This window comes from Kordia sp., assembly GCF_965283645.1.
In the GTDB taxonomy this organism is placed as follows: Bacteria; Bacteroidota; Bacteroidia; order Flavobacteriales; family Flavobacteriaceae; genus Kordia.
The window spans coordinates 3,432,586-3,445,792 of record NZ_CBDIPG010000001.1; the positions used below are offsets into that span (position 1 = coordinate 3,432,586).

The 13,207-nt window shown below is 31.6% G+C and carries 15 protein-coding genes; 9 read left to right on the forward strand and 6 right to left on the reverse strand.

The window, feature by feature from the left end; genetic code table 11:
- The first annotated feature begins 169 nt into the window (after positions 1–169).
- From ACQ654_RS15165 to ACQ654_RS15180, 4 genes are all read left to right on the forward strand, one after another.
- Entirely contained in the window at positions 170–3,040 is a 2,871-nt protein-coding gene (locus tag ACQ654_RS15165; protein ID WP_430411187.1) for a hypothetical protein, read from the forward strand.
- A 12-nt stretch (positions 3,041–3,052) separates the two neighbouring features.
- Positions 3,053–3,487: a hypothetical protein gene (locus tag ACQ654_RS15170; protein ID WP_430411188.1), complete on the forward strand. Its 435-nt coding sequence runs from the start codon at positions 3,053–3,055 to the stop codon at positions 3,485–3,487.
- 356 nt (positions 3,488–3,843) lie between these two features.
- Entirely contained in the window at positions 3,844–4,143 is a 300-nt protein-coding gene (locus tag ACQ654_RS15175; protein WP_430411189.1) for a hypothetical protein, read from the forward strand.
- A 5-nt stretch (positions 4,144–4,148) separates the two neighbouring features.
- On the forward strand, positions 4,149–4,505 hold the full coding sequence (locus ACQ654_RS15180; protein WP_430411190.1) for a hypothetical protein: 357 nt from the start codon (positions 4,149–4,151) through the stop codon (positions 4,503–4,505).
- A gap of 76 nt (positions 4,506–4,581) precedes the next feature.
- Here the strand turns inward: ACQ654_RS15180 and ACQ654_RS15185 are convergent, their stop codons facing one another.
- Complete coding sequence (locus tag ACQ654_RS15185; protein WP_430411191.1) at positions 4,582–5,289, reverse strand: hypothetical protein; 708 nt, start codon at positions 5,287–5,289, stop codon at positions 4,582–4,584.
- 428 nt (positions 5,290–5,717) lie between these two features.
- Here ACQ654_RS15185 and lysM point away from each other — a divergent pair, with 428 nt between their 5' ends.
- Entirely contained in the window at positions 5,718–6,227 is a 510-nt protein-coding gene (gene lysM / locus ACQ654_RS15190) for a peptidoglycan-binding protein LysM (protein WP_430411192.1), read from the forward strand.
- Between the two features lie 135 nt (positions 6,228–6,362).
- Complete coding sequence (locus tag ACQ654_RS15195; protein ID WP_430411193.1) at positions 6,363–6,755, forward strand: hypothetical protein; 393 nt, start codon at positions 6,363–6,365, stop codon at positions 6,753–6,755.
- Positions 6,756–6,758: 3 nt separating this feature from the next.
- On the opposite strand, the gene nadD is transcribed toward ACQ654_RS15195, so the two are convergent.
- The 3 genes from nadD to ACQ654_RS15210 form a co-directional block, all read right to left on the reverse strand.
- The gene (nadD, locus tag ACQ654_RS15200; protein WP_430411194.1) at positions 6,759–7,340 is read right to left on the reverse strand and encodes a nicotinate (nicotinamide) nucleotide adenylyltransferase; all 582 of its coding nucleotides are present in this window, start codon (positions 7,338–7,340) and stop codon (positions 6,759–6,761) included.
- A 93-nt stretch (positions 7,341–7,433) separates the two neighbouring features.
- On the reverse strand, positions 7,434–8,015 hold the full coding sequence (gene gmk, locus ACQ654_RS15205) for a guanylate kinase (protein ID WP_430411195.1): 582 nt from the start codon (positions 8,013–8,015) through the stop codon (positions 7,434–7,436).
- A complete protein-coding gene (locus ACQ654_RS15210) occupies positions 8,016–8,876 on the reverse strand; it encodes a YicC/YloC family endoribonuclease (RefSeq protein WP_430411196.1) in 861 nt (286 codons plus the stop codon).
- A gap of 463 nt (positions 8,877–9,339) precedes the next feature.
- On the opposite strand from ACQ654_RS15210, the gene ACQ654_RS15215 reads away from it, so the two are divergent.
- Positions 9,340–10,017 (forward strand): PrsW family intramembrane metalloprotease, encoded by a 678-nt coding sequence (locus tag ACQ654_RS15215; protein ID WP_430411197.1) that lies wholly within the window; start codon positions 9,340–9,342, stop codon positions 10,015–10,017.
- Here the strand turns inward: ACQ654_RS15215 and ACQ654_RS15220 are convergent.
- Positions 10,004–10,966, reverse strand: a complete 963-nt coding sequence (locus ACQ654_RS15220; RefSeq protein WP_430411198.1) for a YheT family hydrolase — start codon at positions 10,964–10,966, stop codon at positions 10,004–10,006. The genes ACQ654_RS15215 and ACQ654_RS15220 overlap by 14 nt on opposite strands.
- Before the next feature lie 32 nt (positions 10,967–10,998).
- Here ACQ654_RS15220 and ACQ654_RS15225 point away from each other — a divergent pair, with 32 nt between their 5' ends.
- Together ACQ654_RS15225 and ACQ654_RS15230 are read left to right on the forward strand one after the other, a co-directional pair.
- Entirely contained in the window at positions 10,999–11,481 is a 483-nt protein-coding gene (locus ACQ654_RS15225) for an acyl-CoA thioesterase (RefSeq protein WP_430411199.1), read from the forward strand.
- Between the two features lie 414 nt (positions 11,482–11,895).
- Complete coding sequence (locus ACQ654_RS15230; protein ID WP_430411200.1) at positions 11,896–12,327, forward strand: DUF1761 domain-containing protein; 432 nt, start codon at positions 11,896–11,898, stop codon at positions 12,325–12,327.
- Between the two features lie 144 nt (positions 12,328–12,471).
- Here the strand turns inward: ACQ654_RS15230 and ACQ654_RS15235 are convergent, their stop codons facing one another.
- The gene (locus ACQ654_RS15235; RefSeq protein ID WP_430411201.1) at positions 12,472–13,179 is read right to left on the reverse strand and encodes a hypothetical protein; all 708 of its coding nucleotides are present in this window, start codon (positions 13,177–13,179) and stop codon (positions 12,472–12,474) included.
- Between the last annotated feature and the right edge of the window lie 28 nt (positions 13,180–13,207).

The following is a 13,207-nucleotide window of genomic DNA, read 5'->3' on the forward strand; positions in this document are numbered from 1 at the left end:
GCTCGCTGTGATTACTATGAATTTACAGGCACAAAGAACAAATTTCAGATATTGAAATTGAAGTTCCTGTAATGAAAGTCACCGTTATTTATTCACTAAATCCAACCTATATTTATACAGCTTCTCAATTTATTATCTGAGCTATTTACAAATATTCAAACAATAAATTATGAGCGATATAAATATATTAATCGATTATTTAAATCCCAGAAAGAAAGAAGCAGAAAGCAGTCATCAATATTGGTATCATCTAACAATTTTAGATGAAGATTATATCGACTCTGAACAAGACTTTTTATCAGGTAAAGTTAAAACAATGCGTTTTAACTCACTTCCTGCATATAGGTCATATAGCGATAGATATCAAATGATTATAACCTCCTATGATCTATATGCCACCATAAATGATGAGGGAATCATCTCTTTTTATTTTAAAAGAGTTGAAGATGAAATAATTAAGTATATAAGTCTTCACGACTTTAAAAGACCTGGAAGACAAGAAAGCGACTATGTTTTCTTTGATGAGCTAAATGTTTCTTCTTTGACTGAGATATTATTAAATGATATTCTGTATTATGATGTATTTGAAAAAAAATTATTTACTCTCTTTATAGAACATCCAACCATTTCTATTCAAGGTCTTAAATCTATTAATTATAACCCAAAAGATTTAAATGGACTAAGTAACGGTATTTACGAAATTCAACACGATGACCGATTGATTAGCATGAATATGATATCAATGTTGCGTAGAGTAACAGATGCAAAGTTGAACCCTATAGGATTACATGATGGAGAAGAGCGCCCAAGTTACAATGTAAAATTAACGCTAAATCCAATCAATAATAAAATATATGTTTATCCAAAAATCAAAGGAATTTCTTCTAATAAAATTACGTTAATTTATGAATACAAGCCTACTCTAGATGAAAGTTCTATTGATGCCCAATTTCTCGGGAATACAGAAGCAATAAAGCTAGAATTTAATAGTAATGAAGCTTTTCTCGTATACATGATGGCTGTTTATTTCTCCAATGGCATTAGCCCTTTACAAATTTGGAAAGATAAGGAAGATAACACTGGAAGTAGTTTAAGAAGAGTTAACTTTTTTAGAGATTATGCTAACAGAGCTAGACATCTAATTAAAAGATCTACTCATGACCCTGGAAAACTATTAACATATTTGCAATACATTCCTGGTGATTTTTACATTAAAGATCAGGATTTGTATAAAGAATACGGAGTTGCTAGTCAAGGATTTGAGGCAACTATCATATGGGAAGCAATTGGTAATATTTTTGAAGTCCAAGGAAATTTAAAACTTACAGAAAAAAATGGAACTCATTTCCAGAAACTTGCACAAACGCTAACTATTGGGTCAGGTGAAATAATACTGCAAAGAACATATGATATTATTCTCTATTTATTAGAGGTATTATTAAAAATGCAGGAAGAAAAAGAAGTTCCTAGAAAACAGCAAGGTGACTATATTCTTGAAAACCTTATGAAACGAAAGGTAGATGGGGAGAGTTTTTTACAGTTACTTTATGGAAAATTCAATGGAAATGATTTTGTAACATACAACCTATTTATTTACAAAGCCTGGATTCAAAGTTCGTATACCAATCCGAATCATAAATTATATGCTGATACAACTCCATATATTAATGATCAATATAATGATTATGCTTCTCGAATTGTATTTCCTTATGAAACAAGTAAAATTATTGGTTTCTACACCAGTAATATGAACATGAGTTTTAATGAAAAAGGAAACATTGTAGTAACACCTGATGAAAGTTGGCTAGACAATATTGCAAAAACTATAAATCCTGCATTAGGCTATATTGTAGAACAGTTTGCAGAAGATGATTGGATAGCAGAATACCATCCACTACAACCTATTTTCTTGGCAGATGTTTCTAACAAAAATGCTGTAAATGTTCAAAAATTTTCTCCTATGATGCTTTTAAAGGCTAATGAGGAAATAGCTTTTTGGGAGAATGTTGCGCTTACTATTGATTATGGATTAGATGTGATTTCAACCGTTTCTGGAGTGGGGAATTTAGCAAAATTCAGACACCTGAATCGTCTTGTAAAAAATGCTTTAAAAATAAATAAAAGTAGAAAACTTAAAAAAGTAGTACATATATATAGCGCTTTTGATGAATTCAAAACACGAGTAGAAATTTCTCTTGACTTGATGAATATTGTAATCAAGATGGCTGATATTGAAGATACTGAGTTTGGAAAAGCATTGAATAGCTTTATGTTTTGGGTAGAAATGTTAACTTTAATACCTGATGTAGCCGAATTAGCCAAAGCAGGCTTTGATGCCATAAAATCAGTACGTGCAAGTGCAAGAAACGTAGCTAAATCAAAGAAGCTAAAAGAAACACTCGATAAGTTAGTTAAGAAGAAAATCATTACTAAAGCTGAGAAGGGAAAGTTTATTGGCGAAATTAATCAATTATCTAAATTTAGACATAAAATAGATAATTTTATTGCTAGGAATATTAAAAATGAAAATACAATAGGGGATATTCCTAAAAAAATTATTTATGAACAACTTCACAATATAACTGATACCTCTACAAAGGTTTCTAGACATATCAAAAAAAATAAAATAAAAATCATAAAACTTGATGAAGATGATTTTTATAAAGCGATTAAAGAACCATATGAAAAAATTGAAGATTTAAAGAAAGTAAGAGCTTCTCAAAAAGAAAATATAATTTATCTTAGAAATGATTCTCCGCTAGATAAGGCCTTTGGAGAAATCGTGCACGAAGGTCAACACGCGATGGATGATTTAGCTGGACTTATGTTAAAAGAAAACGAAGCAACACTGAGGAAGCTAACAAGTGAAATCACACATGATAAAATACCAATGGAAGGCTATGTAAAAAAAATGACAAGAAACCAGGTTATAGAATTAAGAGCAAGAATTGCAGAGCGAGAATTTCAAATTGCGGGTAATTTAAATCCAGATTTTTCTTCCGTAGAGGCAATGATAAGTCATATATATAAACATTATTAAAAGTAAAAATTTATGAATTCAAAAATAGAAACACTGTTACAAGAAATGATAACATATAAAGCAAATAGAAAATCTACTGAAACAGATATATATATCAAAAAAGCTTTTGAAAAAATAGAAGAAGAAATACTCTATGTTAGCATTCTAAATTTATTAAATTGGATTGACCCTAAGTTTCACACACCTGGTATCAATTTAGAAAAATATCTTCTTTATGAAGATTTTATGGATCCTGAAGATTTCGAAGAAATACATAAAGAATTTAAACTACTGTTTAAGTATATTCCAGAATTAAAAGAGATTTTTGCTTTAAAAGAAAAATATATTGAGTTCAATACTTCATTAACTAAAGGTGATATCCAAGAAATCTATGAATATGTCAATGTCAATAAAATTGTTAATCCTGAAAGCATAACTCGTTATTATGACTATCCGAAAGACAAATAAATGAAGTTTAATATTAATAGATTTAAAGTAAAAATCATAGTTAAAATTGTTTTGATTTTATTATCAAACTACATGTTTATAATATGAAATAAAGAACTGAATAAGTTAAACAATGATCAATTAATTAATTTTATTCTCAAAATAGAAGATTTCATAAAATATTTTTCGACACTGTCCTAAAAAGTGTGTAAGTTCAAAACTCAGGGTTAAATTATTTATAGTTTAAAAAGGAAAAATAAACGTAATATCTCTAACAAAGAAAAGAAGGGTTTGATGCCGCTTTCTTACCAAATGATATTCCACCAACTATATGGATTCCAAGAGATGCAACAGATTTACTTATATTTCATGAAACTATGCACTTTAAAGACTTTTTAAGAAGAGGCAAAGAAAATTATATAAGAGATGCTACTAGGAAACTAAAAACAGGTGAGTTTATTGAGGTTTCCAAAAGAGACGAGTTAATCAGATCTTATTTAAGAGAAAAATATGTATTAGAAAGAGTATTAGAAGAGCAAGAAAATTGGTTGAAAAAACATGGAGAATTAAGATGGACACAAAGAGAAATAGATGCAAGTATCAATTATTTTTATGAAGACTATTATTTTGAATGTATAGCTAACGGAATAGATGTAACCAAATTAACTTTAAAATAAACCTTATGGATATAGATAAATTATTTGAAAAATTACATAAGAAAGCTATGGAAACCATGGATTATGTAAATAATCTTTCTACAGAAGAAAGACAAAAAATCAAAGAAAAAGAAGAACTACTTAGCAAAAAAGTAAAAGAATTATTAGACAAAAAAGGAATTGAAATCTCAGATATTAATACATCTTTTCATGAAAACTTCAAAACTAAAGATGAACAAGTAATAAACGCTTATATTACTGTATACACATCTTCTTTCTCTCAGAGGGCAAGTGCAGTAGTAACAAGTGCCGAAACAATGGAAATGCTATATGTACGAACTAGTGTTACAAAGTTTATAGATGTTAAAGATTTTTTGATGTAGAATAATCATAAGTAAAAAACCCACTCAACCATAAAAGTGAAGTGGGTTAGTGCCTAATTCGCAGGAAGGTTTAAATTTACTTAATTTCATTTATTCGTATATCCTTTATTGGTTTATTCAGTAGCGGATTTAGTTCTTCAAGATTGATAAGGTCAAATTTTTCAATGAAAAAATCAAAATTAAATAAATCGATATTAGTATCAAGATTTCCATTGAAACCACATACGCCACAAAAATTTGGATTACAGGTTTTTGATAGCCAAAAACAGAGGCATGCTTCATTGGTTCCAAAGCTTCCATAAGAGCTAAAATAATCACATTCATCACTCCCATTACCAAGTATTATTCCATTCTTATCTCCAAGTTTAGACTGGACATCTTTGGGAAACGGAAGAAAAGCATATGTAATTGACTTTTCCTGTTTAGCATATTTTATTCCTTCTATAATTAAAATTTTCTGCTCATCTGTTTCAAGTATTTTTTGAATGATTTTTCGATCAATTTTTTGTAAATCCATATTAACGTATTTACCTAACTCCGTACTTTTTACAAATTTCGCCTTGCAGTTTTCACAATTTATACTAAGCGAATCTATTTTATTTTCAGTATCTAACAAGGAAAGAATAATTGATAATCCTTGCTGTAATGTGAAGTCATTCTTATTTGTCAATACAGTTGTAGTATCTGGATCTTTTGTACCGTTAGAATTTTTATCTGTGCGATCACAGGCTATTATGATTGCTAAAAACAGGGCAACCATGATAAAGAGTTTTGTTTTTTTCATCATTTATTATTTTAAGTATGACATTTATTCAAAAATAAGATAATTCTTTAAATAATTGTAATCAAATTAATGTGATTTTAGTTTGAAATTCGTTAACTTGAAAGGTAGAATATTTAAAATCAACTATGTGTAAATTTTGAATGGAGTCGAAAGTCTAAGCAAAATCAATGTTTTAATTGAATCTTGATGGTTGGTTGAGTATTTTTATCAAAATGTAATTTAATTTCATCAATGTTTGATTTGATACTTCGCATAAATAATTAAAAAATCAGAATAAAACCAGCTCATTTTACACGTTACAGATACTTTTTGCAATACGTCGTAAAGTTGTATAAATAGTAACGAATCTTTGTAAACCGCACGATTATTCGTACTTTGACAACACAATAAAAAAACCTCAATTAATAACAATAAAAACAAAAAGAATTATGGGATTATTTTCATTTATCAAAGATGCTGGCGCTAAAATATTTGGCGGAAAAACAACAGCAGAAGAAGCTGCCGAAGTTGCCGCTGAAAAAGCCGCTGCACATGCGGAAGCTGCCGCAATTGCAAAAGCAAATGCAGAAGCATCTATTAAAGAAACAATTAGCGATTTGGATTTGCATGTAGAAAACTTAGAAGTTTCACTAGAAGGTGATATGGCTATTATATCTGGAAAAGCACACGATCAGGCAACAAAAGAAAAAGTAGTTTTAGTTGTTGGAAATACGCAAGGAATTGCAATGGTTGATGACAGAATGGACGTGGAACACAAAGAACCTGAAGCACAATTTCATACAGTTGCCAAAGGTGATACACTTGGAAAAATTGCGAAACAATATTATGGAAACGCAATGAAGTATCCAACAATATTTGAAGCAAACAAACCAATGTTAAAAGATCCTAATTTGATATATCCAGGACAAGTATTACGAATTCCAGCACTAGACAAATAGAAAAAGCACAAAAAACTCCTCAAATTTGAGGAGTTTTTTATGTTTTAAAGTTAAAAACCTACAAAAAAGGGGAAAAGTCCCCTTGTTCCGTACTGCTAAAATCACATAATATTGCTGTATCAAATAGTGAATATCATGAGAAGCAGACGCGCATTAATCATATTACCACTTTCTTTTATACTTTTAATATTGGTTGGAATTACCTCTTTTAAAAAGCCAAAGACGGAAATTGTAGGAACATGGGTTTCGCAAACAGACCCTGATTATAGAATAGAATTTTCTAAAAATGGTATTTGTAAATATTACTATGTAGGCAAAGAATACAAACAATGTGCATATCATATTTCTGCTACGTATGATAAAAATAGTGAAGATCGTTCGTTGTTTCTTGAAATGTCAGATGAAAATGGCGATACCTCAGATTATTACGAATTAAAAGGTATTGATGATGAAAACAATGAAGATATTTTAGTCTTGGGCGATACGAAAAAAGGTGAAGAATACTTTTATGATAAAGTGTTAAACTAATAATTACTTCTTATAAAAATTCATCAAATCAATATATTTCCAAACATTTTCAGGTAACAAAGGTCTTATATTCTTCTTTTCTTTAATGGCTTTTCTAATAAATGTAGAAGAAATCTCCATAATAGGCGCATTAACCTTGTGTATTTTTGGATGATTTTCGAACTGATGCGCTGCCGTTCCTAATGAAATTCGTGGATATACATACACATCATAATGTTCTAAAATTACGTTGTAGTTTTTCCACTTGTGTAAACTTTTCAAATTGTCTTCGCCCATAATAAGGCAGAACTCATGTGTTGGATATTTTTCTTTTAAATGCGCTAACGTATGTACGGTGTAATTTGGTTGTGGTAACTTAAACTCAATATTACTTGGTTTAATCTTTGGATATTCTTCGGTAGCAATATTCACCATTTCATACCGATGATGATTATCAAGCAGGGAACTTTTCTTCTTAAATGGATTGTGAGGCGTTACAACCATCCAAATGGCGTCTAAATCGCTGTATTCTGCCATATGGTTGGCAATTGCCAAATGTCCAACGTGAATAGGATTAAACGTGCCAAAATACAAACCAATTTTCATCTGTATACTTTTATTTTATTAATTCGGTCAGATGTAATTCACCAACTCCGTTCTAGTTAATATTAACCAGATTTGGAGGCTCATTTCATGCAATTACTTTTTTTGAATTCCGATAAACTCGCCTACAATTCTTTCAGCTTCAGCTTTTGCATTATCCAAATCATCATTCATGATAATAACATCAAATTGCGGTGCTGTTGCCATTTCCACAGCGGCTTTAGAAACACGCATGTTTATCTTTTCTTCACTTTCAGTTTTTCTGTTTTTCAAGCGTTTAATCAATTCATTAATACTTGGTGGCTCTACAAAAACAGTTAATGTTTCCTCTGGAAATTTTCGTTTAATACGCAATCCGCCAACGACATCAATATCAAAAATAACGTTCTTTCCAGCGTCACAAATACGATCAACTTCGGTTTTTAGCGTTCCGTAATAATTTTCAGGATATACTTCTTCCCATTCTACAAATTCTTTATTTCGAATCTTCTCTTTAAACTGTGGAACCGTCAAAAAATAATAATCTTTTCCTTCTTCTTCCGTTCCACGTTTTTCGCGTGAAGCCGCTGAAATAGAAAATTCTAAATTCAATTCAGGAATTCCTAATAAATGATGTACAATAGTAGTTTTTCCTGCTCCAGAAGGCGCTGCAAACACAATTAACTTACCTCTTTTCATTTACAGAACGTTTAAAAGTTGCTCCTTTATTTTTTCCAATTCGTCCTTCATCTGAACCACCAATTGTTGCATTGGTGCGTAGTTAGATTTTGAACCAATAGTATTAATTTCACGTCCAATTTCTTGAGTAATGAAACCTAATTTTTTTCCGTTAGAATCTTTTGAATGCAATGATTTTGAAAAATAATCTAAGTGATTTGCCAAACGAACTTTTTCTTCCGTAATGTCAAATTTCTCTAAATAATAAATCAATTCTTGTTCAAAACGATTTTCATCAACTTGCTCTTTTAAATCATCCAACGCTTTACGAAGTCTATCTTTTACAGAAGCCATGCGCTCGTCGTCAATTCCGATTACAGCATTCAACAAGTCTGAAATATTAGTAATTCTTAACAAAAAGTCTTCTTCTAACACTTTTCCTTCGGCAAGTCTGTATTCGTTCAATTCTTTAATTGCATGTTTTAATGCAGTCAGAATCACTTCATATTCACTTTCATCAATCTCTTCACGTTCAGTTTTTAATGCATCGGGCATTCTTACAGCCATTTTTAACAACTCAATGTCGTTTGCACTTTGTTCTACTTGGCGCAACTGGTTCATATATTCTGTCACAACAGCTTTGTTAATAACCGTTGAGGTTTCTTCCGCAGTCACTTCTACATATAATGAAAAATCAATCTTTCCTCTCAACAAAGAAGCTGCGATTAGTTTTCGCATTGACAATTCTTTTTCTCTATAATAAGAAGGAATTCGAGCGTTCAAATCCAAACTCTTACTATTCAATGATTTTAATTCAATTGTAATTTTTTTAGACGGAAGTTGTTCTACAGACTTTCCGAAACCGGTCATAGACTTTATCATACCGCAAAAATAGTAAATTTACTGACATTGCTTAAGTTTATCAAAAGCTATTCTAAATGTTTTCAGGAGTTTCATCTAAAGATTTTTACGCTTTCGCAGAATATTTCATAGATCATTTGAGTGACAAACTAATGTGGTTTTGTCTTTTCCGAAGTGTAGTAGTAATTTTTCGTTAAGAATTTTTGAAGCCTTGGAGAAAATTTAGGAAAATAATTGCGATTTTAGCCAAAGCTAAAAACACCGCTGGAAATGTTTACATTCATGAATCCCTTAATATAAAATAAGTGTGCATGAACTAAAAGCACCATTTCTTTTGTTGAAGCCTGTGCTGAACTTGATTCAGTATTCTTTGGGCGAGCAAAGAAAACGAAAATAAAAAACCGAAATAGGTGTTGAAATCAAGTTAAACTAAAAGAAATCCTTTATTTTAGATTTCGTTTTTTATTTTTGACAAAACTACCTAATGCCTTTAATATTATTATCCATTGCACCAGCGCTTTTGATTATAATTTATATTTATTACAGCGATAAATATGATAAGGAACCAAAGCACTTGTTATTTATCTGTTTTTTGTTGGGCGCAATCGGTAGTATCTTAATTGCTTCGCTTTCGCATTTGTTTGTTTCACAGTACTATCCTGACATTGAAAGACCAATTATTTGGATGCAATTTTGCAAAGCATTCATCGTTGTTGCGTTGGTTGAAGAATTTAGTAAATACATATTTGTACGCTATTTTGCACAACAACACAAAGAGTTTGACGAACCGTACGATGGTATTATGTATGCAGTAATGGTTTCTATGGGTTTTGCGGTGACGGAAAACTTAGCATACGCGTTTCAAGGTGGAGTTGAAGTTGCGTTGTACAGAGCGTTTACAGCAGTTCCGGCACATGCAACATTCGGAATTATCATGGGATATTATATGGGAAAAGCCAAATTCTCTCGAAACAGAGTAAAATTTAACCTCATAGGATTGGCATTAGCAACCTGTTTTCACGGAGTTTACGACTTCTTCTTATTCATCAATTACATTCCAGGAATTTCTATTGGTGCGTTTTTATCATTGGCTGTTGGATTGCTATTATCGCAAAAAGCCATTCGGATTCATCAACAAAATTCACACTTTAAACCGAAGTAGCAAAACTCAACGCTTGCGCTTCCGAATGGTAAATTTGACCAAACTCAAAAAAACCAACATGTCCGCCATACTTTGGCATTTCTAAATACAAATCATCATTGGCTTGTGCTTCTTTAATTGGAAAACAATCTTCAGACAAAAACGAATCGTTCAGTGCATTAATAATCAATGTTGGCGTTTTAATATACCTTAAAAACTGTAAAGAAGAACACTTTGTATAATAATCCATAGCGTCTTTATAACCATGTGCTTTGGAAGAATACAAATCGTCAATTTTGAATAAAGTATCTGCTTTCTTAATAGCTTCTAACGATAACAATGACGGAAACGAACGCTGTTTTTCCATCAACTTTCCTTGTAAATGTTTAATAAAACGATTGCTATACAAACGATTTTCAAGTTTATTCATCTGTTGTAACGAACCATATAAAGAACACGGAACCGAAATAGCAATAGCGGCTTTTACTTCTTTCGGTACCCGAATAGGTTCGCCTAAATACTTCAATAGCATATTTCCACCCAAACTAAATCCTTTAATAATAATATGATCATAGGTAGCATGATTGGTCAATACGTGTGTAATAACTTCTCGTAAATCTTCGGTTGCACCAGCATTATACGAACGATACAAACGGTTCGATTCGCCGCTACAGCTTCTAAAATTCATGGCAATAGCATCATAACTATGTTCATTAAACAACTTTGCCGATCGGGTAATATAAGCGCGTTGTGCATTGCCTTCCAAACCGTGTAATAAAATAATAAGCTTGTTGGTTTTTTTCTTGGCGAAACTCCAATCTAAATCTATAAAATCATTATCACTTAACGTAATCCGTTCTCTTTTTTGTTCAATTTTTGCGCCAGTTCGAAACAAACCTGAATATACAGTTGAAATATGACCGTTTTTAAAAATAAGTGGTGGATCGTAATACGTATTTAATATTGGCATGTTATTTTTGATAAATAAAAAATAAATATACAATGTATTTTAAAGAATTTGATATTCGTTGGAGTGATTTAGATGCAAATCGACATTTAGCAAACTCAGCATACATAAATTTCATGAGTCACACACGCATGGGATTTCTTATTGAAAACGGTTTTACACAAAGAGAATTAGCCAAGCACAACATTGGACCCGTTGTGTTTTATGAACATATGTATTATTTCAAAGAAGCGTTTCTGGGGAAACCTGTAAAAGTATCGTTAGAAGTTGGAGGATTAAGTGAAGATGGAATGTTTTTCGAATTTCTTCATAATTTTTATGATGTAAACGGAAAAAACTTTGCTAGTTGTGAAATGATGGGCGCTTGGATCGATTTAAAAACACGCCAATTAATAGACTTACCAGAAGAATTTAATACTGCTTTTCGCGATGTACCTCGTGCTAAAAACTTCAAAATATTAACCAAAGAAGACACTCGTCGCTTTGGTAAAAAGCCTGAGAATTTAGAGCTTGATTAAAAAAATAAGAACTCATAATTCTCTTGATAGCGTTCTTTTTTCCGCGGTGTAGTAATTGTTTTCCGTTAAAAATTTTTGAAGACTTGGAAAAAATTTAGAAAAGTAATTGCGGTTTTAGTTTTCGATAGAAAAACTAAAAACACCTCTGGAAATGCTTTGCATTCATGAAATGCCAAAATATAAATAAGAATGCATGAACTAAAAATTCCCTTTCTTTTGTGAAGCCTGTGCTGAACTTGATTTAGTATTCTTTGGGAAAGCAAAGAAAACGAAAATAAAAAGTGAGATTTTGGTGATTAATAGATAATATAAAAGTTATTTCTAAAATTTCAAACAGAATACATGTTAACCATTTGATTGTTAGTTAAAAAGAAGTACATTTAAAACAACCTTTATTAACTAACATCAAAAATTATGGAAAATATTAATTGGATTGCACTCGTTGTAGCTGCTTTATCTACACTAGTAATTGGATTTTTATGGTACGGACCATTATTCGGGAAAGCTTGGATGAAAGAAACGGGCATTACTGAAGAACAAGCACAAAAAGGGATGCCATTACGATTTGGCTTGAGTGTTATACTCGCTTTCTTTGCTGTATTTTTTATCTACATTGTTTCTGTATACAGCGGAGGAGAACCCGGTGATCCTCACGGACAAGAAAAATTCTTAACATTCGGGCATGGTGCCGCTCATGGAGTTATGGTTGCTTTATTTGTAGTAATGCCAGCGTTGGTAACCAATGCTTTATTTGAGCAAAAATCATTCAAATATATGATGATCAATGTCGGTTATTGGATAGTTACATTTGCCATTATGGGCGGAATTGTCAATGCTTGGACGTAAAAAATAGTCCATATAAAATAAAAATGACTTTTTTAAAATTATAACAACGTCATTATGAGAAATTTTTGATTTCGAAGTAATCTGTGAATTCATAACTTACAGTTCACGGATTGCTTCACTTCATTCGCAATGACAACAGCTATATTATCCTTTCCAAATAGAATTTCTGAGCCCAATAATAAAAGGAACACCACGATGTACAGAAATATCCAATCCTTTTCCGCCGCCGCGATATTCAACCCATCGATTGTATCGGTATGAAAAAATTCCATTATTAATTCCTATAACCCAAACGGTTCCATCTTGATCACAGGCTATTTTTTGCCCAATTCCTTGTCCACGAAGTTGTATCCAACCCATTCCGTTTCCACGCCAAATACTTCCGTCTTCTGCAATAATATAAGGAACACCACGATGTGCGGCAATATCAACTGCTTTTCCATAGCCTGGATATAAATTCCAGTTTCTGCCATCAAATGAAAATACATTATTATTTACGCCAATAAGCCACAGTTGACCGTTATCACTATAAATTCGCTTTCCGAGTCCATTCCCAGGCATGGGAACCCAGCCAGAGCCAGTTCCTTTCCAAATTCCGTTATTCAATCCAATAATATAAGGTGTTCCTTTGTGTACGGTAATATCTTGTGCTTTTCCACGACCAGGATATTCTTGCCATCTACGTCCATTAAATGAAAAAACACTATTGCGCATGCCAATAACCCAAATAGTTCCATTGTCATTATAAATAGCTGTTCCTTGTCCGCCACCACGAAGTTGTCGCCATGTTTGGGCATTTCCAAAAGCCATACAAAAAAGTAATAATACAAAAGCACAAGTAAATTTTTTCATAATCAAGAAATTATAATATGTGTTTAAA

Coding starts and splice junctions, on each gene's coding strand:
- ACQ654_RS15230 (WP_430411200.1), top strand. CDS start 11,896: ATGGAAAATATTAATTGGATTGCACTCGTTGTAGCTGCTTTATCTACA.
- ACQ654_RS15220 (WP_430411198.1), bottom strand. CDS start 10,966: ATGCCAATATTAAATACGTATTACGATCCACCACTTATTTTTAAAAAC.
- ACQ654_RS15185 (WP_430411191.1), bottom strand. CDS start 5,289: ATGAAAAAAACAAAACTCTTTATCATGGTTGCCCTGTTTTTAGCAATC.
- ACQ654_RS15210 (WP_430411196.1), bottom strand. CDS start 8,876: ATGATAAAGTCTATGACCGGTTTCGGAAAGTCTGTAGAACAACTTCCG.
- ACQ654_RS15215 (WP_430411197.1), top strand. CDS start 9,340: ATGCCTTTAATATTATTATCCATTGCACCAGCGCTTTTGATTATAATT.
- ACQ654_RS15170 (WP_430411188.1), top strand. CDS start 3,053: ATGAATTCAAAAATAGAAACACTGTTACAAGAAATGATAACATATAAA.
- ACQ654_RS15235 (WP_430411201.1), bottom strand. CDS start 13,179: ATGAAAAAATTTACTTGTGCTTTTGTATTATTACTTTTTTGTATGGCT.
- gmk (WP_430411195.1), bottom strand. CDS start 8,015: ATGAAAAGAGGTAAGTTAATTGTGTTTGCAGCGCCTTCTGGAGCAGGA.
- nadD (WP_430411194.1), bottom strand. CDS start 7,340: ATGAAAATTGGTTTGTATTTTGGCACGTTTAATCCTATTCACGTTGGA.
- ACQ654_RS15180 (WP_430411190.1), top strand. CDS start 4,149: ATGGATATAGATAAATTATTTGAAAAATTACATAAGAAAGCTATGGAA.
- ACQ654_RS15175 (WP_430411189.1), top strand. CDS start 3,844: ATGCACTTTAAAGACTTTTTAAGAAGAGGCAAAGAAAATTATATAAGA.
- ACQ654_RS15195 (WP_430411193.1), top strand. CDS start 6,363: ATGAGAAGCAGACGCGCATTAATCATATTACCACTTTCTTTTATACTT.
- lysM (WP_430411192.1), top strand. CDS start 5,718: ATGGGATTATTTTCATTTATCAAAGATGCTGGCGCTAAAATATTTGGC.
- ACQ654_RS15165 (WP_430411187.1), top strand. CDS start 170: ATGAGCGATATAAATATATTAATCGATTATTTAAATCCCAGAAAGAAA.
- ACQ654_RS15225 (WP_430411199.1), top strand. CDS start 10,999: ATGTATTTTAAAGAATTTGATATTCGTTGGAGTGATTTAGATGCAAAT.